The organism is Flavobacterium ponti, assembly GCF_042652765.1.
Lineage (GTDB): Bacteria > Bacteroidota > Bacteroidia > Flavobacteriales > Flavobacteriaceae > Flavobacterium > Flavobacterium ponti.
Genome location: NZ_JBHSGW010000001.1, coordinates 379,142 through 402,778 on the forward strand (window position 1 = coordinate 379,142; position 23,637 = coordinate 402,778).

Consider the following 23,637-nt stretch of genomic DNA (forward strand, 5'->3'; position numbering starts at 1 on the left):
CCGAACATTATAATTTCAACCCAAATTCTGTTGAGTTTGGGTTTTTTTGTAACTTTTTTTAAATTTTACGTATAATAAGTATAACTTAAAATTTAATAAAATGAGAAGAAATGGAGCTGCTTTAGTTTTTGGAATAATATTTTTTGCATTTGTATTAATTGCTTCAATGATGTTTGGATTGCCAAGATATAATGTATGGCAACAAGAAATGGCTGGAAAAGCTGAAATGGCAAAAGCCGAACAAAATAGAAGAATTTTAGTAGAAGAAGCTAAAGCCAAATTAGAAGCGGAAAAACTAAACGCTCAAGCCGAAATTGAACGTGCAAAAGGAATGGCTGAAGCTATGAAAGTTGAAAATGGAACATTAAGCGAAACGTATAATCAATATTTATTCATTAGAACTTTAGAAAAAATTGCTGATAAAGGAGATTTACCACAAATTATTTACGTTCCTTCAAATGGTTTGTTGCCAGTTATGGATATCAATAAAGGTGTTAAACCAGTAATGAGTACTAATCAATAACGTCATTTTGTCATTCTAAAAGATTGGAACATAATTTGATATTTATTTTGTAACTTAAAAAAATAAAAAAATGGGATTAGGATATTTAATTTTAATTGGAGCTATTTCACTGGTAAGTTGGCTAGTGAGTTCAAAATTAAAAAGTAAGTTTGAATATTATTCAAAAGTACAATTGAGAAATGGAATGAGTGGTGCAGAAATTGCCGAAAAAATGTTAGCAGATAATGGAATTAGAGATGTAAGAGTTATTTCAACTCCAGGAAGATTAACAGATCATTATAATCCAGCAGATAAAACGGTGAATTTATCAGAAGCTGTTTACAATCAAAGAAATGCTGCTGCAGCTGCTGTTGCTGCTCATGAGGTTGGACATGCTGTGCAACACGCTCAAGCTTATAGTTGGTTAACTATGCGTTCAAATATGGTTCCAATGGTAAACATTTCATCAAAATTATCGCAATGGGTAATTTATGGTGGTTTGATTTTAATGGCAGTTTCAAGTTTTGGAATTTATGTAGCAGTTGCAGGTTTAGTTTTAATGGGAATTGCAACTTTGTTTAGTTTCATAACTTTACCAGTAGAATATGATGCAAGTAACAGAGCATTAGCTTGGTTAAAAGGAAAAAACATGGTAAGTCAAGAAGAATATGCTGGTGCAGAAGATGCTTTAAAATGGGCTGCAAGAACTTATTTAGTTGCTGCTTTAGGAGCATTGGCTTCTTTAATTTATTTTGCTTATCAAATTTTAGCAAGAAGATAAATAAGTATTTACATAAATTAAAAATCCGTTTCGTAAATTTATGAAACGGATTTTTTTATAATTTTTTAAATTAATTAAAATAGTTTTATTTTATTAGTACCAATATCCCTTCATTTATTGTAACATTTAGTTGTCCGCTATATGTTGTTCGAAAAAAAAGTGTATCTGATTTACTTTCATTGATTTCAATAATTGGTTTTCCAAACATTTTAATTTCTAATGAATCTAATTTGATTACTGGTTGAGTAAATACGAAGTCATATAAATAAGTAATGGATTTATTATTTGAATTTTTAATTTGTTGCTTTGTGCCTTTTACTTTTTCTCCATCATTAAAAGTTTTAACATAATTTAATTTGTCAAAAACAATTTCAAAACTTTTAGAATTATATGCCCCTGTTTTGGATTTATAATATCCTTTATATTTTCCTTCAATGTTTTTTACATATAAATGATTGGCAAAAAAAACCAAAAGTAATGTACAAAATAGTTTCATCTATTTATTAATTTTAAAATTTACCCACAACTCACACTTTATAACTGAATTTGTCTTTCAATTTGTTGTTCCAAAGAAATAAAAGTTTCCGTTCTTGAAACACCTTCAATTGTTTGGATTTTTTTATTTAGCATTTGCATCAAATGTTCGTTGTCTTTACAAATTATTTTTATTAGAATACTCCAATTTCCTGTCGTGTAATGACATTCTAAAACTTCAGGAATTTTTTTTAATTCTCGAACAGCAACACTATTATTGGCTGCTTTTTCTAAATAAACTCCAACAAATGCTACTGTTGTATAGCCAAGAACTTTATTGTTTACTATAAATTTTGAACCCACAATAACACCAGCTTGTTCTAGTTTTTTTAATCTTTGATGTATGGCAGCACCCGAAATTCCAACTTTTTTTGCAATTTGAAGAATAGGTTTTCGTGCATCTTCCATTAAATCACGAAGAATTTCTTTATCTATTCCATCAATTTCAATTTGTAGGTGATTTACTTTCATATGATTTAAAATATAAAGTAAAAATACACAATTGATTTAAAATAGCAATAAAATAATTAAACACAAAGCATTTCTTCATTTGAAGAAACAACTGCTCTTCAGTTTTTTATGTTTAAAGGATTATAACCTAAATAAGGTACTTCAATTTCTTTGAAATTAACACCATAACTTTCTAATTCTTTTAAAATAGGAAGATAAATCTCTTTGGTAATTGGCATTTGAACACCATAAGTTGTAATTTCTTTATTTAGAATTTTAAGTGTAGCAATTGCAACGGGTAAACCAACTGTTTTAGCCATTGAAGTGTATGTTTGATCATCTCCCAAACAAACCATTGTAGCATCAATTTGTTTTTTCTCACCATTTAATTCATAACCAAATTTATGATACATAACAATCATGTCTTTATCGTCAGGTTGTAAGGTCCATTTTTCAGTTAATATTTTTTCTAAAATTTGAGCTGGAGTTGCATTTTTAAGTCCTACTTTTTTATTGGCATTGAAAATATCCAATTCTACCAATTTATCCCAAATGATATCATCTTGTTCAATTTTTTGAATATAACGCAATTTAATCTCAACAGTGTCCGTAGGATGATAAGGTAAAAATGAATTGGTAAAATCTCTATAACTCATATTTTCTGAGTTTTCCATAGTATAAGAATCATCAGTCATTCCAAGTTGAACCAAAACATCCCAAGCACGAGAATAACCAACTCTTCGCATAGTTCCTCTATAAACGGTCAAAGCATCATCTAAACCATAAACACTTCTATATTTTAAGGAATCTCTATTGGCATAAGCCTCAAATCGTCCAAAACCTTCTACTTCTAAAAATTCGGTTCTTCTAAACAATTTATTATATGGAATATATTTATAAGTTCCTTCTTGAATAAATTTAGCTACACCACCTTGACCAGCTAAAACAACGTTTCTAGGGTTCCAAGTGAATTTGTAATTCCATAAATTAGAATCAGATTCTGGAGCCACTAAACCTCCACAAAAAGATTCGAATAAAATAACATTTCCACCTTTAGCTCTGATTTCATCCAAAACTTTCATGGCACTCATATGGTCAATTCCTGGATCAAGTCCAATTTCATTCATGAAAACCAAATTATTTTTTTTGGCAAGTTCATCTAGTTCTTGCATAGCTGGACTAATATAGGAAGCTGTAACCATATGTTTTTTAAATGCAATACAATCTTTAGCAATTTCTATGTGTAAATGAGCAGGAAGCATTGAGATTACTATATCCGCTTTTTCAATTGCCTTTTTTCTATCACTTTCATTAAAAATATCAATGGCAATTGGTGTTGCATTTTTATGATTATTGGTTTTATTTTTTGCTAAATCAATATTTAAATCAGCAATTGTTAAGTGTAGATTTTCAGATTCAGACTTGTCTAAAAGATATTTTATTAGAGACGATGCTGATTTTCCAGCACCAAAAAGCAGGATGTTTCTCATTATGATTGTTATAAATGTCACACAAAACTACGTAATTGTTATACTTTTTAAAAGAATTTTATGATTTAAATCACACTCCACAAGGATTTGATTTTATACCTTTGTATTATAAAATAATGTTATGTCGCAAAAGATACTGCTTACTGCTTTGATTATAGGAGCTTTAGCTATAGTTTTAGGAGCATTTGGAGCTCATGGATTAAAAAAGTTTTTATCAATTGAACAATTAAATTCCTTTGAAATAGGAGTTCGTTATCAAATGTATCATGCGTTGTTTTTATTGTTTGTAGCTCAGACAAGTTATGCTACAGATAAGCAGAAAATGGTTGTTTTTTTATTGACATTGTTTGGAATACTATTATTTAGTGGTTCAATTTATTTATTAGCTACTTCCACAATCACAAACATTAAAGCCAAATTTCTAGGACCTGTAACTCCAATAGGAGGTTTACTGTTAATATCTTCATGGATTTATCTGTTTTATTGCATTATTGCTAAAAAATAGATTTAAAACACAATATATAAAATAATATTTTTAATTTTGCATTCTGAAATAGAAGCAACATAACTAAATTTTTATGAATTCAAACACTCAATTTACGAAAACGATTTCGTTAGAAAAATACGGTATTAATAATGTAAATGAAATAGTCTATAATCCATCATATGATGAATTGTACAATGATGAATTAGATACCAACTTAAAAGGATTTGAAAGAGGTCAATTGTCAGAACTAGGAGCTGTTAATGTAATGACTGGTGAATTTACTGGTCGTTCTCCTAAAGACAAATATATAGTAAAAGACAGTGTTACTGAAGATACTATATGGTGGACATCTGATAAAGCAGCAAATGACAATAAAGGTATTTCTCAAGATACTTGGAATGCATTAAAAGAAAATACAGTAAAACAATTATCTGGAAAAAAATTATATGTAATAGATGCTTTTTGTGGTGCTAATGAAAACACTAGATTAAAAGTACGTTTTATTATGGAAGTAGCATGGCAAGCACATTTTGTAAAAAATATGTTTATTAGACCTACTGAAGATGAATTAGAAAACTATGGTGAGCCAGATTTCGTAGTAATGAATGGTTCAAAAACTTCATTTAAAGATTATGCAGCTCACGGATTAAATTCGGAAGTATATATAGCTTTTAACCTTACTGAAAAAATCCAATTAATTGGTGGAACATGGTATGGTGGAGAAATGAAAAAAGGATTGTTCTCAATGATGAACTACTATTTGCCATTACAAGGAATTGCTTCAATGCACTGTTCGGCAAACAAAGGTAAAGATGGTGATGTAGCTGTTTTCTTTGGTTTATCAGGTACAGGAAAAACAACTCTATCTACTGATCCAAAACGTGAATTAATTGGTGACGATGAACACGGATGGGATAATGATGGTGTTTTTAACTTTGAAGGAGGTTGTTATGCAAAAACAATTGATTTAAGTAAAGAAAACGAACCAGACATTTACGGAGCAATTAAGAAAGATGCTTTGTTAGAAAACGTTACACTTGATGAAAACGGTAAAATTGATTTTAAAGATGGTTCTGTAACTCAAAATACAAGAGTTTCTTATCCAATTAATCATATTCAAAATATAGTTAAACCAGTTTCAAAAGCAGGTCATGCTACAAAAGTAATTTTCTTAACTGCAGATGCTTTTGGAGTTATGCCTCCAGTTTCTAAATTAACACCAGAACAAACTAAATACTACTTCTTGTCAGGATTTACGGCTAAATTAGCTGGTACAGAAAGAGGTGTAACTGAGCCACAACCAACTTTTTCAGCTTGTTTTGGAAAAGCATTCTTATCACTTCATCCAACAAAATATGGTGAAGAATTAGTTAAGAAAATGGAGCAAAATAATGCTACAGCTTATATGGTTAACACAGGTTGGAATGGAACAGGGAAACGTATTTCAATTAAAGATACTAGAGCTATTATTGATGCAATTTTAGATGGTTCTATTGAAAAAGCAGAAACAAAAATAATTCCTATTTTTAATTTTGAAGTACCAACTACTTTACATGATGTAAATTCAGAAATTCTTGATCCAAGAAACACTTATGAAGATGCTTCAACGTGGACAAATAAAGCAACAGATTTAGCTAAGCGTTTTATTGCTAATTTTGAACAATATACAGACAACGAAGAAGGTAAAAACCTTGTTAACGCTGGACCAAAAGTTTAGTAGTCTACTCTATATAAATAAAAAAGCCTTTCAATTTGAAAGGCTTTTTTTATGGAATAAAAGAAAATAATTACTTTCCTTTATTAACTTCTGTGATGTATTTTTCTAATGCACCTGTCATAGATGGTGTTTCTGGTGCTGGTGCAAATATATCTACTCGTAAACCTCTATCAGTAGCTTCCTTTTTAGTTGTGGCTCCAAAAACAGCAATACGAGTATTATTTTGTTTGAAATCTGGAAAATTCTTGAACAATGATTGAATTCCAATTGGACTAAAAAATGCTAGAATATCATAATAAACATCTTTTAAATCAGATAAATCACTCATCACTGTTTTATAAAAAACACCCATTGTCCAGTTTAGTTTTAAACTATCTAAAACTTGAGGGACATCATCATTCAAATTATCAGGAGCAGGTAATAAGAATTTTTCGTCTTTGTATTTTTTAAATATTGGAGTAAGATCTGCAAAATCTTTTTGTCCAACATATATTTTACGTTTTCTATACACTACATATTTTTGTAAATAAACAGCAATAGCTTCAGACTGACAAACATATTTCAAGTCTTCTGGTACTTTGTAACGCATTTCTTCAGCTATTCTAAAAAAATGGTCAATAGCATTCCTACTAGTTAAAATAATGGCAGTATAGTTGTTTAAATCTATTTTTTGCTGTCTTACATCTTTAGCAGAGACACCTTCAACGTGAATGAATGTTCTAAAATCTATTTTAACTTTCAACTTTTGTTGAAGGTCAAAATATGGAGAATTTTCTACTTTAGGTTCTGGTTGAGAAACTAAAATTGTTTTAACTTTTAAGTTTGACATATGCAATCTTATCTATTTTTTTGTAAACCAATGATATAGTAAATAATAAGGTCCTATTTCAAGGGTGCAAAGATATAAAATAAAATAAAATATTCTACTTAGAATTAGCTTTTGATAGGTAAGAATCGATAAAAAGTAAAAATATACCATCGCAATGCCTATGACCACTAGGAACAATGAGATTATTCCTACGCTTAAAAAATTGTTATAATAAAGTAAAATTACAATTGGAAGGAAAATAAGCCCAATATATGTTCTAAAAGTTACTTTTTTTAAGTTGAAAATTTCTAAAAACTCCTCGATTTCAAAAATATTTGCAACAATTTTCTCGATGTAAAACTTTATTAAAATAGCCACAAATAGAGTAGTAAATATTTGAATAAAAGTAATCCAATTGGTTTTTGTAGTAAAATCAAAATAACTTAATACAATTTGAATTAAAAAAGAAAACGAAATTAATTGAACAAAAAACAAAGATATTGTAAAAGTGCTATATAAATTAGAAGTGTCTTTGTATGTTGATGTATATTTTTTGGAGAAAGGCAGCCTCAAAAATTCACTAAATTGAACTTCAAAAAGAGATTTTACAATCGCAATCACTACAAAGCATAACAAAAACAGAAAAGTTGCCCAATCTTTGTTCTCAATTATTCGTTCTTGTAATTGTAATGCTATCATATGGAGCGTAAAATTACAAAATTAACTGGATTTCAATTATTATAATTTTATTAATAAAAAATATATTTAAAAAGGTTTACTTTTGTAGAAATTATTAAGCCAAATGGACAAAAGGATTGTCATAATTCCAACATACAACGAAATAGAGAATATAGAAAGCATCATAAATGCAGTTTTTCTTTTAAAAAAAACGTTTGATGTACTTATTGTTGACGACAATTCTCCTGACGGAACAGCAACTAAAGTAAAAGAGCTACAGGCTAAATTTTCAGATAGACTTTTTATAGAAGTACGTGAAAAAAAATCAGGTTTAGGAACGGCTTATGTACATGGATTCAAATGGGCATTGGCAAACAATTATGATTATGTTTTTGAAATGGATGCTGATTTTTCACATAATCCAAATGATTTAGAAAAGTTATACGAAGTTTGTTTAGAAGGAGCTGATCTATCAATAGGCTCAAGGTATTCAAAAGGAGTTAATGTGGTAAATTGGCCCTTGAGTAGGGTTCTATTATCTTATTTTGCATCTGTTTATGTGCGATTAATTACAGGCATGAAAATTGCTGATGCCACAGCTGGTTTTGTATGTTATAAACGAAATGTTTTGGAAGTTATTGATTTAGATAGAGTCAAATTTATTGGTTATGCCTTTCAAATTGAAATGAAATATAGAGCTTTTGTAAATAAATTTAAGATAGTTGAAGTGCCAATTATATTTACAGATAGAACAAAAGGACAATCAAAAATGAGTGGAAGTATTATCAAAGAAGCTGTTTTTGGAGTAATATTACTAAGAATAAAAAAAATATTTAATATATTATAATGAGTTCAATTTTAATAAAAAACGCTAAAATAGTTAACGAAGGACAGATTTTTGAAGGAGATGTTTTGGTTGAAAATGAATTTATTGTTGAAATTGCCCCACAAATAAGTTCAAAGTCTTCTCAAACCATAATTATTGATGCAGAAGGAAATTATTTGTTGCCAGGAGTTATTGATGATCAAGTTCACTTTAGAGAACCAGGATTAACACATAAGGGAAATATAGAATCGGAAAGTAGAGCTGCGGTTGCAGGTGGAATAACTTCATTTATTGAGCAACCAAACACAGTTCCAAATGCAGTTACACAAGAATTATTAGAAGACAAATATCAAATTGCCGCAAAAACATCTTATGCAAATTATTCGTTTATGATGGGTGGAACAAATGATAATTTAGAAGAAGTTTTAAAAACAAATCCAGAAAATGTTGCTGGAATTAAATTGTTTTTAGGTTCTTCAACTGGTAACATGTTGGTGGATAATCCAGAAGTTTTAGAAAAAATATTTTCATCAACCAAAATGTTAATTGCTGTTCATTGTGAAGATGAAGGAACAATAAAAGCAAATACAGAAAAATATAAAGCAGAATTTGGGGAAGATATTCCCATGAAATATCACCCTTTGATTAGAAGTGAAGAAGCTTGTTATATATCGTCTTCAAAAGCTATTGAATTAGCTAAGAAAACGGGAGCAAGATTACATGTTTTTCATTTGTCGACAGCTAAAGAAATGGACTTGTTTACCAATAAAATTCCTTTAGAGGAAAAAATGATTACAGCAGAAGTTTGTATTCATCACTTATGGTTTACAGATGCAGATTATGAAACAAAAGGGTCATTTATCAAATGGAATCCTGCAGTAAAAACCCAGAAAGATAAAGATGCTTTATGGGAAGCTTTATTAGACGATAGAATTGATGTAATTGCTACAGATCATGCTCCTCACACTTTAGAAGAAAAGAAAAATACTTATTTAAAAGCACCGTCTGGAGGACCATTAGTGCAACATGCTTTAGTTGCTATGTTTGAAAAGCATTTAAAAGGTATGATTTCAATAGAAAAGATTGTGGAAAAAATGTGTCACAATCCAGCTAAAATTTTTAAAATTAGAAATCGCGGATTTATTAAAGAAGGATATTATGCAGATTTAACAATCGTAAATTCTCATTCACCATGGAATGTACAAAAAGAAAATATTTTAGCTAAATGTGGTTGGTCTCCTTTTGAAGGAACTAATTTTAAATCGAGAATTATGCATACATTGGTTAATGGTAAAATTGTATATTCTAACGGAAAAGTAGCAAAAGGAAATCACGGTCAACGTTTACTTTTTGACAGAAAATAACTTGTTATGAAAAAACTAATATTCATATTTATTTCAGTACTATTAATTTCATGTAATGAAAAACCTGTTCCAAAACCAGATAATTTGTTGAGCAAGGAAGTGATGGAAGAAATTATCTATGATATGGCAATTTTACAGGCTGCAGAAACACACAAACCTCAAAAACTTAGTGATAATAATATTAAAATTAAGGATTTTATCTATAAAAAATATAAAATAGATAGTGCTACTTATTTCCAAAACTACAAGTACTTTGCATCAGATATTAAATCTTTCAAGAAAATATACAAACATGTAAATGAACGTATTGTAAATCAAAAGAGCGAAATTGATACTTTATTGAAAGAAAAAAAGATAAAAGTTCCAGACAATCCTGCTACTTATATTCCTCAGACAAACTAATTAGATAGTTTTTCATGTCCAAAAAAGTATAGTTTAATTCTTTTTTTATTTTAGAATTATCATAAATATCCAAAGAATGCGATGATTTTGAAGTAGCTCTTGTGAAGCTTCTCTTTCGACCAATAATTTTTGATAAAAACCAATCTAATCTCCAAGCTATTCTAGTTAAAGTTTTGTTGGCATAAATAGAGGGTTTTCTTACTTCTAATCCATCAGCAATTGTAAACAGAACTGTTTCTAAGGTTGGGTTTTCAGCTACTAATGTGTATTGCTGTCGATTAATATTACTTTTCATTAGTTGTATCATGCAATTTACGACATCTTCAACTGCAATAATTCCTGTTTTACCTTTAGTGTAAAAGGGGAATCCTTTTTTAACAGATTTAAAAATTACACTACTACCTTGTTCAGGAAAACCATACCCAAAAATAACACCTGGATTTACAATTACAACTTCTAAACCTTCCTGAAAACCTCTCCAAACTTCCATTTCGGCACCATATTTAGAAATGGCATAATCACCGTGTAATTTTTCGGGATTCCAATCTGTTTCTTCTGTAATCAAGACTTCTCCTTCTTTGGTGTCTCCTAAAGCGGCAATAGAACTAACGTGACAAAGTTTTTTTACTCCAAAATCAATACAACAGTTCACGACATTTGCTGTTCCTTCTATATTTACTTTTCGTAATTTATCTTCATCTTTTGGGTCAAAAGAAATCAAAGCAGCACAATGATAAACTATTGTTACTTTCTCAAAAGCAACATTTAACGATGGGATATCAGTAATATCACCTTCCACCCAATTGATTTTATCAAATAAATCTAACTGCTTTTTATAAGTAAAAACATTCTTTACTTTTTCAATGTGTTTTGAATTTCGATATAAAGCTTTTACATCATTATTTTCTTGCAATAAAGAAATCAATAAATGTGAACCTACTAAACCTGTTGCTCCTGTAACTAGTATCATATTGTAAAGATAAATAGATTCTTTTAATTTAAGATTGATGATTAACGATTTTTGATTTAAGAATTTTAAAACTATGCCCTATATTTGCAAAAATTAGTATAACCCTATTTCAGTATAAAATGAAAAATCTAGTAGAAGAATTACAATGGAGAGGCTTGGTACACGATATGATGCCAGGAACAGAAGAGCAATTATTAAAAGAACCTACTACAGTTTATATAGGATTTGACCCAACTTCAGATTCATTACACATTGGAAGTTTAGTTCCAATTATTTTGTTAAAACATTTACGCAATTTTGGACATAGACCTATTGCATTAGTTGGTGGTGCAACAGGAATGATTGGTGATCCTTCTGGGAAATCTGATGAAAGAAATTTGTTAGATGAAGAAACATTAAATTTCAATGTAAACGGAATTAAAAATGTACTTTCTAACTTTTTAGATTTTGACGCAACAGATGAAAACGCACCAATTTTAGTCAATAATTACGACTGGATGAAAGAATTCTCATTCATTAATTTTGCTCGTGATGTGGGTAAAAGAATTACTGTGAATTACATGATGGCAAAAGATTCTGTAAAAAAACGTTTGTCTGGTGATGCTGGTGAAGGGATGAGTTTTACAGAGTTCACTTACCAACTAATTCAAGGATATGATTTTTACCATTTGAATAAAGAATACAACTGTTTGTTACAAATGGGTGGAAGTGACCAATGGGGAAACATCACAACTGGAACAGAATTAGTGCGTAGAATGAACGTGGATAATGAAGAGCGTTCAAAAGCTTATGCAATGACTTGTCCGTTAATTACAAAAGCTGATGGTTCTAAATTTGGAAAATCAGAAGGAGGAAATGTTTGGTTAACAGCTGATAAAACGTCACCTTATAAATTCTACCAATTTTGGTTAAATACTTCAGATGTTGATGCTGAAAAATATATTAAGATTTTTACATTTTTGGATAAAGAAACGATTGAAGCTGTAATTGCTGAACATAACGAAGCTCCACATTTAAGAGTTTTACAAAAACGTTTGGCAGAAGAATTAATGTTGTTAGTACATTCAAAAGAAGATTTAGACAGTGCTATTTTTGCATCTGGAGCTTTCTTTAGTAAAGACATGTCAGATTTAAAAACACTAAACGAAAATCAATTAGCTGAAATTTTTGAAGGAATTCCTCAAGCTGAAGTTTCTTTGTCGGATTTAAATGAAGGAATTGACATCGTTACATTATTAAATGAAAAAACGGGATTTTTAGTTTCAAACGGAGAAGCAAGAAGAGCTTTGAAAGAAAATTCAATTTCAGTAAATAAAGAAAAAGTTACAGAAGAATTCAATCTGACTTCAAATGATTTAGTAAGTAACAAATTTGTTTTATTGCAAAGAGGAAAGAAAAATTATTTTGTGGTTAAATTTGTTTAATTGTTAAACTGTGAAATCGTTAAATTGTAATTCGATTCAACAAAAACTAAATAACCATAAGGTTACATCCACGAATATCAGAATTATCAAAACGTCCCAGCACTTCGAAAGAATGGTTGGGATATTTTTTGCCTAAATCTTGCGTAGCAATAAACGAACATGAATTGATATTAGCCAAATCAATGATGTTAATTCCACCTGTTTTGCCTTCGTTTACATAAGACAAAGCATCTTCAGTATCTCTGATTAAGATTTGCATCCAATTGGGACATTCAAAAATTCCGTTTCCTAATGAATAAGCTTGAGATAATAATTCAGTCATTCCATATTCAGAATGAATTACAGGAACACCAAAACCTTGGCATAAAATCTCATGTAATTCTTCTCGAATCATTTCTTTTCTTTTGCCTTTCATGCCACCAGTTTCCATAATGATAGTATTTTTTAATCCTTTCCAAGCTTCTAAAAAAGAATGTTCTTTTTTATTTATAGCATCTACTAAATCCAAAAGCGCGTAAGAAACACCAATTAATAAAACATTTTCACCCATAGCATCTAATTGCATTAATTTTGCTAAAAGATGTTCATAGTTGTTTAAATAAAACCCGCTATCTATATGATTACTTTTCTGAATCAAATCATCAACCATGTGAATTAAAGAAGAACCTTCTCGGTCTAAATAGGAAGGAAGCAAAGCCAAAACACAATAATCTTCAATGTTTCCATAAAATTCAGAAAAAGCACTTCTATAACTTTCTTCATATAAAGAAATGTCTGTTACTAAATGTTTGCTGGTTTGCATTCCGGTTGTTCCACTACTTGTAAATGTTGTTTGAATAACATCTTTAGAACTTAAAACTTTGTGGCTTTTAAAAAATTGAATCGGTAAAAATGGAATTTCAGTTAGAGACTTTACATTTTCTTTGTTCTTATTTAAAAGTTGACAAAATTCTTGATATACGATATTATTATCAAATTGAAAACGGAAAACCTTAAGTGCGATTTTCTCAAATTCCTTTTTGGAAGCAATGGTAAATATATCGTTAGAATGAATCAATGTAAATTTTTTAGCAAAAATATAAAATAAAAAAGCACCAACGTAATGTTGATGCTTTTAATATATATTTTGTCATGCTGAATTTATTTCAGCATCTAAACCTATTTTACTACTAATTTTCTAGTTGCAGTTTTTCCGTCTTCAGTAATTTTAACGATATAAACACCAGCGTTTAAGTTAGAAACGTTTACAGTGTTGTTAGTTACTTTTGTATTGATAACTTGTTTTCCTAATACATCAAAAATAGCTACATTCATATCTAAATTAGCAGCAGAAGTAATGTTTAATACATTTCCAGAAACTGGGTTTGGATATAATGATAAACCAGCGATTGCATCAAAAGTTTTTGTAGATAATGTATAACCTCCTAAACCAACTATAGTTTGTAATGTAGGGTTTGTAGCATTAGAGCATGTTCCTGTTCCATCTAAACCATCAACAGCAGCAAATGTCCAGTTAGCTTCAACAAAACCTGCATCAGGTCCAGTACCATTGTTTCTTTTTGCATAAGTATCTAACCATTCCCAAGTTGTTCCAGTTCCGTCAACATCAGAAACTCCAAATTGATCAATCACAGTAGTTGTTGCAGTGTTGATAATTCTAATTCGATCGTCTCCATTTAAATTTAACACACCACCTTCAATAGAGTTCCCTGCAACAACAGAAGGGAATTCAGGAGTTGCAAAAACTAAACTTCCAGTGTTTAATACATAAACAAATTCATTAGTTCTTGTTCCAAGAGGAGATAAGTCAAGAGTTGCTCCCCAAGTAGTTCCAGCATTAGTTTGGTTTTGTATTGAAAACTGTGTAAAATCAACAGTCCCTTTAGCAAAAATTTCACACATTTTAGGAGTACCTCCTGTACATGGCCCATCTACAACTGCTGTCAAAACAGGTTGAGCAAAACCAATTGCAGAACCTAATAATAAAGATAAAAAGTAAAGTTTTTTCATTTTTTGTTTTTTTTAATTTGTTACAAAAGTAGTTATTTTTTGCATAACTGTGAAATAGTTAACAAAATAATAATATACAAAAAATAAAAAAAAATACCTATTAACTACTTGATTATAAGTTTTCTTGAGGTAGTTGCTTCTTTTTCTTTGATTTTTATAATATAGACTCCAGCGTTTAAGTTTGAAATATTAATTTCTTTTACGCTTGTAGTAGTGTCAAACACTTTTTTGCCCAGTACATCATAAATTTGAATTTCTTTTTCTAATCCTAATTTTGATGTAATGTACAATTTGCCGTTACTAACGGGGTTTGGGTAGATTGATAATCCTTCAATAGTAGGTTCTTGAGAATTACCCATAGCAGACTTGCTTTCTTGCGAAAAACCTTCGAAAGTAAGGAAGCAAAATGCTAAAATTAGAGTTAAAACGTAATTTTTCTTCATTTGGGGATGAATTTAATAGTGTAAATATACAAAAATATTAATAACAATAAGTATACCACAAAAAAAATCCCTCCGAAGAGGGATTAATTATAAGTTTTATCTTGGTTTAATTATAGACCTACAGTCCATCCAGCAGCCCAACTTGGAGTATCTCCGTTGTTTCCAGCACCATTAGCAGTTCCTTGAGTCATATATGTTGTATTTGTACCAGCATATTCTGATAAGTCACCTGCAATGTTTGAAAATTGTATTGGACTAAAAGTAATAAATCCATTAGTAATACTTGCATTTGCTGGAGCATCTGTAGCATTAATTTTGATTCCTTTAGCAAAATCTTGAATATAGATATTTTGAGCAGTCCATTTTCCACCACCTTCTTTAATATACATTCCATGTTCTTGTCCAGCTAATGCTCCTTTAACAATAGATATGTTTTTTAAAGTAGCATTTGTTGTTGGTAATGCAGATCCATTATCTCCATTGTTTGAACCTTCAATTCCAGCTTTTGCAACATCTTTAATGTAACCAAATTCAATTGAACCTGAGAATCCATCAGCAAAATCTAATGCATCATCTTCACTATGTAAAGCGATTAAATATTTTGCATTTACAGCTCCACCAAAAAATTCGATTCCATCATCACCACTTTTGTAAGCTTGAACATATTCAAATGTAGTACCAGCACCTACACCAAAAAGCGATACTCCATTAAATTCTTTATCAGCATTAAAAGCAGCACCAGTGTACTCAACTCTTAAATACTTGATAACTCCTGAGCTATCATTGTTTTCAGTTCCACCGTAAGTTAAATCTCCAACTTCAGAAGTTGCTGTTTCACCGTTTGAACCACCTTTGTTAGTATTTGCTCTTCCGCAAATAACTAAACCACCCCAGTCACCTGTAGCTTTAACAGATTTACCACTTGTCATAACTACTGGACTAGTTGCAGTTCCGTTAATGTAAATTAATCCGTCTTGAGCAACAGCAATATAAGAAGAAGTTCCACCAGTAGCTTCAATTCTTGTTCCAGCAGGAATAGTTAATGTAGCACCTGCTTTAATTATGAATGAACCTGTTAATTTATAAGTTTTAGAAGCGTCTAAAGTAGCTGATTGACCAGCAGTTAATTCTCCTTTAAAATCTTCTGAATTAATGTTAACCACACCACTTGGGGTTGGAGTTGAATCTTCATCTCTTGAACAAGATGTAAATACTAAAGCAGCAATTGCTAATGTTGATAAAATAAGTTTTTTCATTGTGTTTTTTGTGTTATTTAATTTTGATGGTACAAATGTAGTTGTGTAGTGCTACTATAATTTTACCTGTATGTTAAGTGTTTATTAAAAATAAAAAGAGAGGCTTTATAAAAACCTCTCTAATATTTATTTAATGTTAACTAATTGTTTAGAATGAATATTTCATTGAAAAACTAAAGTTTCTACCTTTTTTATAAGAGTCAACTACTACATCATTATATTTAACATCTTCAATTGTAGCACCTTTTTGTACTCTTTCAATTGTAGGATTAGTTAAATTCTTTGCACTGATGCCAAATCCAATGTTCTTATTTAATTTAAATTTTAAAATAAAATCTAAAGTAATGACTTCACTATCCACTAAGTCTCCTTTTAAAGATGACCCTAAAGAATATATTCTGTCTGAGAAATAAGCTCCTGATAAAGTTGCTGTTAAAGATTGCTCAGATGAGAATGCTTGATTGTAACTTACGTCCGCATTAACCAATAAATCTGATGCACCTGTTAATCTTGAATTTTTATTTGTGAAGAAAGAAGTAAAAGTTCCATTAGTTTCTCTAAATACTTTTTCAGAATCTAAATCTTGATCTGTATGTAAATAAGATATATTTAATCCTGAAGAAAGATTAATTTTCTTATCATTAGAACCTTCTAAACTAAAGATATCTTTTCTGATTTCTAACTCAGCACCAATACCAACTGCTTTTTCTCCTGAATTTACCCAAGAAATATCATTAGTTGCTGATGCAATAATAACTTCGTTGATTGGATTTTGGATATATTTTCCAAAACCTGTTATAGATATAACTTCACCACCTTTAGGAAAATATTCCCATTTTAAATCAAAATTGTAGTCAGTTGAATTGTAAAGATTAGTATTCCCTTGGTAAGATTGTCCAACTTGTTCAAATAAGAAAGGTGCTCTTTCTTTGTATTGTGGTAAAGTATAGGTTTTACTAGCTGCTAATTTTAAATTTTGTTTTTCATTTAATTCATATTTAGCAGATAGAGATGGTAGATATTCCATAGTGTCAAAAAGTGTCTTTCCTTGTTTTAATGAAGTATCATAAAAAATATCTTGAATAATGAATTCAGAACGAAAAGCACCAATAACATATAATTTTGGGGTAAATTGGTATTCAATAGCTCCAAATCCAGCAGAAATTATTTGTTGACCATTAAAATTTTGAGGATCCAATGCGTTTGCAGTATTAACGTCTCCTCTAAAAGTTCTTAATTTAAAGAAGTTAGCATCAAGATTTGATTGGTTGAAATATCCATCAAGATTATTTAAGTCTACTGTTGGTTGTGAATCGAAGTTACTTCTTGTAACTGCTAAGTTAATTTGAGTTGCGTCAAAGTTAATTTCTTTATAACGAGCACTATAACCTCCAATTAATTTTCCTTTGTAATTACCATCTTCATTTTTTCCAAATTTGTAAGATAAATTTATGTTACCTGCAATCTCATCATCAGTCATCTCTTGATAATATCTGTGGTTATCTGCTTGATTGATATCAGAAGCTACTAAACGAGAATTTGGGTCATCAAATTGAATAGGAACTATTGTGTTTTGCATACGATCTGGAATCACATTTGTCAATGAGTTGTATGATAATCCCCAATCTAATTTTATTCTTTCTCCAAATTTATGGTCACCTAAAAGTTGGTTTACCAATAAGTAAGTTCTGTCAAAAGTTGAACGACGTATAAAACCACCACCATTTTGTGCTGTTCCGTTTGCATCAATAATTCCGTTGAACTCTTCATGGTTTTGAGAAGCTGAGTTAATTAACATTGAATTAATTCGAAGGCTATGATTTTCATTGATTCTATAATTAATGTTTGCCATTGCATTTGAATTGGTTTGATAATCATATGCTTTTCTTGTAAGATCTTTAATAGCTAAACTTTGAGCATTTACACTACCTCTTCTAACACCTTCTTTGTAAGTATATGCATTGTCAAAAGAAGCATTTACAAAGAAACTGATTTTGCTATAATCCCCAAATGAATATGAATCTCCACCTCTTAGATATAAAGAACTATTTACAGGTGTTGCAGCTTGTTTGTCCCAACTAGTAGAAAAGTTATAGGCTGACAAAGGATCATTAGGAATTGGTTCATTACTAAAACCATGAAAGCTAGGACCATCTTGAAGGTAGAATTTATCTTGTTGCATTGCATTTGAATTTCCTCCAAAACCAGTTCCAACTTCTAAAGTTCCATCACCTTTATAATTTTTTGAGACAATATCAACATTTGCTCCAGCAAAATCTCCATAATTTTTATAATTAAAAGTTTTGTCTATTCCAATGTACTCTACAATATCAGTTGAGAAAATTTCTAAATTAATATTTTTCTTTGTAGGGTCATTTGATGGTAATGGCAAGCCGTTTAAAGTAGTAGAATTATATCTATCACCTAATCCTCTAACGTAGATACTTCCTGAACCTTCTTGTTTAGTAATTCCTGTTGTTTTAGTTACAGCAGCAGCTACATCACTAATACCTTTGTTTGAGATTTCTTCTGCTCCAATTGATTGTTTAATTTCAACTGCTTTTTGTTGCTCTTGCAAAAGGGCCTTAACACTTTCTTGTGTAACTGTTGCAGTTAATACAACATCTTCAAGTGTTACACCTTCAGTTTCTAAAGTGTAGTTAATAACTTTTTTCTCGTTTGCTTTTACAGTAAAAGGAATTTCTGCAGATTTGTATCCAAGAAATCCTACTACTAAAGTATAGCTTCCTGGAGAAACAGTTAAAGTATATTTCCCATTCTCATCTGTTGAAGTACCATTTGAAGTGCCTTTCAGCATAACATTAGCAAAAGCTAAAGGTTCGTTGTCATATTCTTTATCTAGTATAACACCAGAAACTGTAGCTTTTTGTGCAAAACAGAAAGAAGATAATAATAAGGTAAATAATAAAAATTGTAGTCTCATTTTGTGATTTTATATTTTGTGCAAAGAACGTGTCGTTAAATTACTTTAGTGTTACTCGTTTGTTATGAATAGGTTTATCTGAGGTTACCATAATGTTAATAGATTAAATTATTGTTAACTGGTTAAAAGATTTTATTTTATCTTTACATTTGTCAAACAAAATCAAAACTTTTTGTTACATGAAAAAAAGAGAAATTAAAATTTTATTGGTTGATGATGAGCCAGATATCTTAGAAATCGTAGGTTATAATTTATCACAAGAAGGCTATCAAGTAGTTACTGCAACTAATGGTAGAGAAGCTGTTACAAAAGCCAAAAAAGAAATTCCTCATTTAATTATCATGGACGTGATGATGCCAGAGATGGATGGTATTGAAGCCTGTGAAAACATTAGAAAATTACCCGAATTAGAAAATACAATTATTACTTTTTTAACGGCTCGTGCTGAAGATTATTCGCAATTAGCAGGTTTTGATGCAGGAGCAGATGATTACATTTCTAAACCCATAAAACCAAAAATTCTTGTTAGCAAGGTTAAGGCTTTATTAAGACGTTTAAAAGAAAAAGAAGAAAAAGAAGATATATTAAATGTTAATGGTATTGAAATTAATAGAGAAGAATATAAAATTGTTAAAGACGGTAAAGAGATAATTTTACCAAGAAAAGAATTTGAATTATTTTATTTATTAGCTTCAAAACCTGGAAAAGTATTTAAAAGAGATGAAATCCTTGATAAAGTTTGGGGTAACGAAGTAATTGTTGGTGGAAGAACTATTGATGTTCATATTAGAAAACTTCGTGAAAAAATTGGAGATGACTTCTTCAAAACTATTAAAGGAGTAGGGTATAAAATTGAATTTTAATGCTATTTAATTTCAAAAAGTCATACAAATTTGCCACAATATCTTCTTTATACATAAGTCTGTTTTTGGGTGTTTTATTAGGAATAACTCATTTTTTTATAACAGAGATACCAATTCTATATTTTGTATTATTTATAATAGCCACTTTTTCCTTTTCTTTTCTTGTATTGCAATATCGTGTAGAAAAATTTATTTATAAAAGGGTTAAAAAGATTTATGATGATGTTTCACTTTTAGAAAATAGCTCTTTTAGAAATCAGTCTATTACTACTGACATGGCAACTTTGACTAAAGAAGTTCAAAAATTTGCAAAAGATAAAAAGCTTGAAATTGAAACCTTAAAAATTCGAGAAGAATACAGACGAGAATTTTTAGGAAATGTTTCTCATGAATTAAAAACACCACTTTTCACGGTTCAAGGTTATCTGTTGACACTTTTAGATGGTGCAATGGACGATAAAAATATTCGAAAAAAATATTTACAACGTGCCGAAAAAGGAGTTGAACGTCTTATCTATATTGTAAAAGATTTGGATATGATAACCAAGCTTGAAACTGGAGATATTAATCTTGAATTATCAGAATTTGATATAGTTGAAGTGGTACAAAATGTGTTCGATTTATTAGAAATGCGCGCTTCAAAGAAAAATATCACACTTACTTTTGATGTTAAATACAAACAAAAAGTTTTAGTTTTTGCGGATCACGAAAAAATTCAACAAGTTGTTACTAATTTGGTTATGAATTCCATTAAATATGGAAAAGAAAATGGCACAACTGAAGTTAGTATTGAAGATTTAGTTAATAATAAAGTCATTGTAAGAATTACTGACAATGGTGAAGGAATAGAAAAGAAGCACATTTCAAGATTGTTTGAACGTTTTTATAGAGTTGATAAAAGTGGTGCTCGTAGCGAAGGTGGATCTGGATTAGGTTTAGCAATAGTAAAACATATTGTGGAAGGTCACGATGAAAAAATCTATATAGAAAGCGAATATGGTGTTGGTTCAGAATTCTCTTTTACTTTAGAAAAGATCAAATAATTCTTTCCAAGTTATTTTTTTGCTATAATTAGTAAAGCCTTTATAGAAAGTAATCTTTTCTAACTTTTCGATTTTAAATTTTTCTTGTTTACAACTTGGAATAATGCCTTCCTTGTCAAATTTTTTAGCTAAATATTCTTGTTCATATTGACCAGGAGTTGGAATAAAAAAAGCTTTCTTATTTAATTTGGCTAAATCCATAACAGTAGTATAACCAGAACGACAAAGAATATGATTACTTTCATTAAAAGTGGTTTCAAGTTCTTCACTATTCATAAAATTATAAAAGGTAATATTTCCTATTTTTTCTTTAAATTGCTTTTTTTCAATTACTCCTTTAATAAAAATTACTTTTTTTGGATAGTGTTCTAATTCAGTAATGATTTTGTCTTCTAAAATAGTACGTTGAGGTTCAGGTCCAGAAAGTAAAACCATCAAATCATATTTAATTGGCATTGGTTTTTTGCACAATCTACTTAATGGACCAATATATTTTACATTTTTTATTAATTCTGTCGGATGACCTAATTTTCCAGATAAATTTGGATTTTTCTCAACATCAGGAACCCAACACTCATTGAATTTTTGAATGTATTTTTTGTGTAATTTTGTGGTAATCCAAGAAGTGTTTCCGGTTAAAACATTTAATTGATGTGTAATAAAAACAGAAGGAACATCTTTTGAATAAACACCTAAACGATTATCCGAAATTATTCCATCAAAATTATAGGCTTTAAGAATTTTATGTATTTTTCTTCTTTCTTTTTTTATGGTTGAAATGATTTTTGGGATTTGTGCAATCATTTTCCATTTAAAATTTTTGCCTTTTTGAGCATATTGAATATTGTAGGAAGGCAATTCAAAAGAAATAAGTTTAGGAAATTCTTTTTTTAGTAACTCCAAAGCAACTCCATCTGAAGCAATTATAGGTTCGTAACCATTATCCAATAATCCTTGAATAATTGGAATACATCTAGTAGCATGACCTAAACCCCAATTTAAAGGAGCAACTATAATTTTCTTCATGGCAATGAATTGTTTACAAATTTAATTTTTTAAAACAGAAATAAATTGTTCCGCTAATTTATTTTCATATTCAAAATGTTCCTCATCTACAGCAATTTTATGCAACTCATGTCGATACAATTTCCATTTTTTATTGTTGTATTCCAAAGCGGTCAAGTTTTCAATCCAATCACCTGAATTTAGATACATCGTTTCACCTTTATCGGTTTTGATTTTTTCCATTTTTGGTTCATGAATGTGGCCGCATATTACATAATCATAGTTGTTCTCAATAGCTAATTCGGTACAAACATTTTCAAAATTGGTAATGAATTTTACAGCAGATTTTACGTTGTTTTTAATCTTTTTGGAAAGTGAATAAGGTTCTTTTTTCATTTTGGATAAAATCCAATTGATGAATCGGTTAATTAAAATAAGCAAATCATAACCCCAACCACCTAATTTTGCTAGCCATTTAGCATGCGTTATGGAAGAATCAAAAACATCACCATGAAAAATCCAAGCTTTTTGTCCGTCTAAATCTATCACTAATTTATTCAGTAAACTCAAACTACCCATTTGTAAATCAGTAAATTTTCGTAAAAATTCATCGTGATTTCCTGTCAAATAATGCACTTTTGTGCCTTTTGAACTTAAAGAAATTATTTTTTTGATAACATTTAAATGACTTTGTGGGAAATAGGATTTTCTAAATTGCCAAATATCAATTATATCACCATTTAAAATCAGTGTTTTTGGTTTAATTGAATTTAAATAATCCAGTAATTCTTTAGCATGACACCCATATGTTCCAAGATGTACATCAGAAATTACAACCAGTTCAACTTTTCTTTTCTTCAAAATAAAATATTTTTACAAAAAAAGAACTTTTTAGAAGTAATAAAGTTATATAAAGATTATCAAAACTTTATTTTTATTAATTTTACCAAAAATTAAATTTCAGTGGGAAGTAAGAACAAATTAAAGCGCTTTAAAGAAAACGAAACTTTTGAAAATGTATTTCAGCCAACGAGAGATGAAGTAACTTCTGGAAATTTCCCTTTGAAAGGTAAATGGAATAGCGATTTCTTTAAAAATGACAATCCTTTAGTATTAGAATTAGGTTGTGGAAAAGGAGAATATTCCGTAGGTTTAGCAAAGCATAGTCCCAATAAAAATTTCATAGGAATTGATATCAAAGGAGCAAGGTTTTGGCGTGGTGCAAAAACAGCTGTTGAAGAAGGAATGAAAAACGTAGCTTTTTTGCGAACTCAAATTGAATTAATTGAAGATTGTTTTGCCGAAAATGAAGTGGATGAAATATGGATTACTTTTCCTGATCCTCAGATAAAATATAAGCGAACTAAGCATAGAATGACTAATACTGAGTTTTTACAACGCTACAAAAGAGTGTTGAAAGAAAATGGAATTATGAATTTAAAAACAGATAGCGAGTTCATGCATGGTTATACTTTAGGATTATTACACGGTGAAGGTCATGAAGTTATTTATGCCAATCATGATGTATATAAAAATGAAGGTTCACCAGAAGAGGTTACAAGTATACAAACGTTTTATGAAAATCAATATTTAGAGAAAAATAAAGCTATTACTTATATTAAATTCAGAATAAAATAAAA

Annotated in this window: 24 protein-coding genes; 11 read left to right on the top strand and 13 right to left on the bottom strand. The window is 29.6% G+C overall.

The window, feature by feature from the left end; translation table 11 throughout:
- Positions 1-100: 100 nt before the first annotated feature.
- Positions 101-523 carry an SPFH domain-containing protein gene (locus ACFO3U_RS01620; protein WP_379737792.1) on the top strand — a complete coding sequence of 141 codons (423 nt, stop codon included), beginning with the start codon at positions 101-103 and terminating at the stop codon, positions 521-523.
- Positions 524-593: 70 nt separating this feature from the next.
- On the top strand, positions 594-1,283 hold the full coding sequence (locus tag ACFO3U_RS01625) for a zinc metallopeptidase (protein WP_379737795.1): 690 nt from the start codon (positions 594-596) through the stop codon (positions 1,281-1,283).
- Between the two features lie 85 nt (positions 1,284-1,368).
- On the opposite strand, the gene ACFO3U_RS01630 is transcribed toward ACFO3U_RS01625, so the two are convergent.
- From ACFO3U_RS01630 to ACFO3U_RS01640, 3 genes are all read right to left on the bottom strand, one after another.
- A complete protein-coding gene (locus ACFO3U_RS01630; protein ID WP_379737798.1) occupies positions 1,369-1,779 on the bottom strand; it encodes a hypothetical protein in 411 nt (136 codons plus the stop codon).
- A 38-nt stretch (positions 1,780-1,817) separates the two neighbouring features.
- Complete coding sequence (locus ACFO3U_RS01635; RefSeq protein WP_379737801.1) at positions 1,818-2,288, bottom strand: Lrp/AsnC family transcriptional regulator; 471 nt, start codon at positions 2,286-2,288, stop codon at positions 1,818-1,820.
- A gap of 98 nt (positions 2,289-2,386) precedes the next feature.
- On the bottom strand, positions 2,387-3,757 hold the full coding sequence (locus ACFO3U_RS01640) for a saccharopine dehydrogenase family protein (protein WP_379737803.1): 1,371 nt from the start codon (positions 3,755-3,757) through the stop codon (positions 2,387-2,389).
- 121 nt (positions 3,758-3,878) lie between these two features.
- Between ACFO3U_RS01640 and ACFO3U_RS01645 the strand changes: the two genes are divergently transcribed.
- Complete coding sequence (locus ACFO3U_RS01645; protein WP_379737805.1) at positions 3,879-4,262, top strand: DUF423 domain-containing protein; 384 nt, start codon at positions 3,879-3,881, stop codon at positions 4,260-4,262.
- A gap of 73 nt (positions 4,263-4,335) precedes the next feature.
- Positions 4,336-5,961: a phosphoenolpyruvate carboxykinase (ATP) gene (gene pckA / locus ACFO3U_RS01650; RefSeq protein ID WP_379737807.1), complete on the top strand. Its 1,626-nt coding sequence runs from the start codon at positions 4,336-4,338 to the stop codon at positions 5,959-5,961.
- A 70-nt stretch (positions 5,962-6,031) separates the two neighbouring features.
- Here the strand turns inward: pckA and ACFO3U_RS01655 are convergent, their stop codons facing one another.
- Together ACFO3U_RS01655 and ACFO3U_RS01660 are read right to left on the bottom strand one after the other, a co-directional pair.
- Positions 6,032-6,790: a uroporphyrinogen-III synthase gene (locus ACFO3U_RS01655; protein ID WP_379737810.1), complete on the bottom strand. Its 759-nt coding sequence runs from the start codon at positions 6,788-6,790 to the stop codon at positions 6,032-6,034.
- A 12-nt stretch (positions 6,791-6,802) separates the two neighbouring features.
- Entirely contained in the window at positions 6,803-7,468 is a 666-nt protein-coding gene (locus ACFO3U_RS01660; protein ID WP_379737812.1) for a DUF4271 domain-containing protein, read from the bottom strand.
- Positions 7,469-7,571: 103 nt separating this feature from the next.
- Here ACFO3U_RS01660 and ACFO3U_RS01665 point away from each other — a divergent pair, with 103 nt between their 5' ends.
- The 3 genes from ACFO3U_RS01665 to ACFO3U_RS01675 are packed head-to-tail and all read left to right on the top strand — an operon-like array spanning position 7,572 to position 10,039.
- Positions 7,572-8,294, top strand: coding sequence for a polyprenol monophosphomannose synthase (locus ACFO3U_RS01665; RefSeq protein ID WP_379737815.1), 723 nt, complete (start codon positions 7,572-7,574; stop codon positions 8,292-8,294).
- Positions 8,294-9,637: a dihydroorotase gene (locus ACFO3U_RS01670; protein WP_379737819.1), complete on the top strand. Its 1,344-nt coding sequence runs from the start codon at positions 8,294-8,296 to the stop codon at positions 9,635-9,637. Before ACFO3U_RS01665 ends, ACFO3U_RS01670 begins: the two co-directional genes overlap by 1 nt.
- A gap of 6 nt (positions 9,638-9,643) precedes the next feature.
- Positions 9,644-10,039 (top strand): DUF4296 domain-containing protein, encoded by a 396-nt coding sequence (locus tag ACFO3U_RS01675; RefSeq protein ID WP_379737821.1) that lies wholly within the window; start codon positions 9,644-9,646, stop codon positions 10,037-10,039.
- On the opposite strand, the gene ACFO3U_RS01680 is transcribed toward ACFO3U_RS01675, so the two are convergent.
- On the bottom strand, positions 10,014-11,009 hold the full coding sequence (locus ACFO3U_RS01680; protein WP_379737823.1) for an NAD-dependent epimerase/dehydratase family protein: 996 nt from the start codon (positions 11,007-11,009) through the stop codon (positions 10,014-10,016). The genes ACFO3U_RS01675 and ACFO3U_RS01680 overlap by 26 nt on opposite strands.
- Before the next feature lie 119 nt (positions 11,010-11,128).
- On the opposite strand from ACFO3U_RS01680, the gene tyrS reads away from it, so the two are divergent.
- Positions 11,129-12,433, top strand: a complete 1,305-nt coding sequence (gene tyrS, locus ACFO3U_RS01685) for a tyrosine--tRNA ligase (RefSeq protein WP_379737825.1) — start codon at positions 11,129-11,131, stop codon at positions 12,431-12,433.
- A gap of 46 nt (positions 12,434-12,479) precedes the next feature.
- Here tyrS and ACFO3U_RS01690 read toward each other — a convergent pair whose 3' ends face one another.
- The 5 genes from ACFO3U_RS01690 to ACFO3U_RS01710 form a co-directional block, all read right to left on the bottom strand.
- Positions 12,480-13,490 carry a LuxE/PaaK family acyltransferase gene (locus ACFO3U_RS01690; protein WP_379737827.1) on the bottom strand — a complete coding sequence of 337 codons (1,011 nt, stop codon included), beginning with the start codon at positions 13,488-13,490 and terminating at the stop codon, positions 12,480-12,482.
- 101 nt (positions 13,491-13,591) lie between these two features.
- On the bottom strand, positions 13,592-14,443 hold the full coding sequence (locus ACFO3U_RS01695; RefSeq protein ID WP_379737829.1) for a T9SS type A sorting domain-containing protein: 852 nt from the start codon (positions 14,441-14,443) through the stop codon (positions 13,592-13,594).
- 104 nt (positions 14,444-14,547) lie between these two features.
- Positions 14,548-14,886 (bottom strand): T9SS type A sorting domain-containing protein, encoded by a 339-nt coding sequence (locus ACFO3U_RS01700; protein ID WP_379737831.1) that lies wholly within the window; start codon positions 14,884-14,886, stop codon positions 14,548-14,550.
- A 110-nt stretch (positions 14,887-14,996) separates the two neighbouring features.
- Positions 14,997-16,142, bottom strand: coding sequence for a hypothetical protein (locus ACFO3U_RS01705; protein WP_379737833.1), 1,146 nt, complete (start codon positions 16,140-16,142; stop codon positions 14,997-14,999).
- 148 nt (positions 16,143-16,290) lie between these two features.
- Positions 16,291-19,086: a TonB-dependent receptor gene (locus ACFO3U_RS01710; protein WP_379737835.1), complete on the bottom strand. Its 2,796-nt coding sequence runs from the start codon at positions 19,084-19,086 to the stop codon at positions 16,291-16,293.
- Between the two features lie 179 nt (positions 19,087-19,265).
- Between ACFO3U_RS01710 and ACFO3U_RS01715 the strand changes: the two genes are divergently transcribed.
- Complete coding sequence (locus ACFO3U_RS01715; protein WP_379737837.1) at positions 19,266-19,949, top strand: response regulator transcription factor; 684 nt, start codon at positions 19,266-19,268, stop codon at positions 19,947-19,949.
- Positions 19,949-20,992 carry a sensor histidine kinase gene (locus tag ACFO3U_RS01720; protein ID WP_379737839.1) on the top strand — a complete coding sequence of 348 codons (1,044 nt, stop codon included), beginning with the start codon at positions 19,949-19,951 and terminating at the stop codon, positions 20,990-20,992. The genes ACFO3U_RS01715 and ACFO3U_RS01720 overlap by 1 nt, the downstream gene beginning before the upstream one ends.
- On the opposite strand, the gene ACFO3U_RS01725 is transcribed toward ACFO3U_RS01720, so the two are convergent.
- Positions 20,975-22,018 carry a glycosyltransferase gene (locus ACFO3U_RS01725; RefSeq protein ID WP_379737841.1) on the bottom strand — a complete coding sequence of 348 codons (1,044 nt, stop codon included), beginning with the start codon at positions 22,016-22,018 and terminating at the stop codon, positions 20,975-20,977. The two genes, ACFO3U_RS01720 and ACFO3U_RS01725, sit on opposite strands and share 18 nt — an antisense overlap.
- A 21-nt stretch (positions 22,019-22,039) precedes the next feature.
- Complete coding sequence (locus ACFO3U_RS01730) at positions 22,040-22,858, bottom strand: UDP-2,3-diacylglucosamine diphosphatase (RefSeq protein WP_379737843.1); 819 nt, start codon at positions 22,856-22,858, stop codon at positions 22,040-22,042.
- 102 nt (positions 22,859-22,960) lie between these two features.
- Between ACFO3U_RS01730 and trmB the strand changes: the two genes are divergently transcribed.
- Positions 22,961-23,635, top strand: a complete 675-nt coding sequence (gene trmB / locus ACFO3U_RS01735) for a tRNA (guanosine(46)-N7)-methyltransferase TrmB (protein WP_379737845.1) — start codon at positions 22,961-22,963, stop codon at positions 23,633-23,635.
- Positions 23,636-23,637: the final 2 nt, after the last annotated feature.

Bases quoted from the DNA above. Each gene is read 5' to 3' on its own strand.
- ACFO3U_RS01620 (WP_379737792.1), top strand. From the start codon at position 101: ATGAGAAGAAATGGAGCTGCTTTAGTTTTTGGAATAATATTTTTTGCA.
- ACFO3U_RS01625 (WP_379737795.1), top strand. From the start codon at position 594: ATGGGATTAGGATATTTAATTTTAATTGGAGCTATTTCACTGGTAAGT.
- ACFO3U_RS01630 (WP_379737798.1), bottom strand. From the start codon at position 1,779: ATGAAACTATTTTGTACATTACTTTTGGTTTTTTTTGCCAATCATTTA.
- ACFO3U_RS01635 (WP_379737801.1), bottom strand. From the start codon at position 2,288: ATGAAAGTAAATCACCTACAAATTGAAATTGATGGAATAGATAAAGAA.
- ACFO3U_RS01640 (WP_379737803.1), bottom strand. From the start codon at position 3,757: ATGAGAAACATCCTGCTTTTTGGTGCTGGAAAATCAGCATCGTCTCTA.
- ACFO3U_RS01645 (WP_379737805.1), top strand. From the start codon at position 3,879: ATGTCGCAAAAGATACTGCTTACTGCTTTGATTATAGGAGCTTTAGCT.
- pckA (WP_379737807.1), top strand. From the start codon at position 4,336: ATGAATTCAAACACTCAATTTACGAAAACGATTTCGTTAGAAAAATAC.
- ACFO3U_RS01655 (WP_379737810.1), bottom strand. From the start codon at position 6,790: ATGTCAAACTTAAAAGTTAAAACAATTTTAGTTTCTCAACCAGAACCT.
- ACFO3U_RS01660 (WP_379737812.1), bottom strand. From the start codon at position 7,468: ATGATAGCATTACAATTACAAGAACGAATAATTGAGAACAAAGATTGG.
- ACFO3U_RS01665 (WP_379737815.1), top strand. From the start codon at position 7,572: ATGGACAAAAGGATTGTCATAATTCCAACATACAACGAAATAGAGAAT.
- ACFO3U_RS01670 (WP_379737819.1), top strand. From the start codon at position 8,294: ATGAGTTCAATTTTAATAAAAAACGCTAAAATAGTTAACGAAGGACAG.
- ACFO3U_RS01675 (WP_379737821.1), top strand. From the start codon at position 9,644: ATGAAAAAACTAATATTCATATTTATTTCAGTACTATTAATTTCATGT.
- ACFO3U_RS01680 (WP_379737823.1), bottom strand. From the start codon at position 11,009: ATGATACTAGTTACAGGAGCAACAGGTTTAGTAGGTTCACATTTATTG.
- tyrS (WP_379737825.1), top strand. From the start codon at position 11,129: ATGAAAAATCTAGTAGAAGAATTACAATGGAGAGGCTTGGTACACGAT.
- ACFO3U_RS01695 (WP_379737829.1), bottom strand. From the start codon at position 14,443: ATGAAAAAACTTTACTTTTTATCTTTATTATTAGGTTCTGCAATTGGT.
- ACFO3U_RS01700 (WP_379737831.1), bottom strand. From the start codon at position 14,886: ATGAAGAAAAATTACGTTTTAACTCTAATTTTAGCATTTTGCTTCCTT.
- ACFO3U_RS01705 (WP_379737833.1), bottom strand. From the start codon at position 16,142: ATGAAAAAACTTATTTTATCAACATTAGCAATTGCTGCTTTAGTATTT.
- ACFO3U_RS01710 (WP_379737835.1), bottom strand. From the start codon at position 19,086: ATGAGACTACAATTTTTATTATTTACCTTATTATTATCTTCTTTCTGT.
- ACFO3U_RS01715 (WP_379737837.1), top strand. From the start codon at position 19,266: ATGAAAAAAAGAGAAATTAAAATTTTATTGGTTGATGATGAGCCAGAT.
- ACFO3U_RS01720 (WP_379737839.1), top strand. From the start codon at position 19,949: ATGCTATTTAATTTCAAAAAGTCATACAAATTTGCCACAATATCTTCT.
- ACFO3U_RS01725 (WP_379737841.1), bottom strand. From the start codon at position 22,018: ATGAAGAAAATTATAGTTGCTCCTTTAAATTGGGGTTTAGGTCATGCT.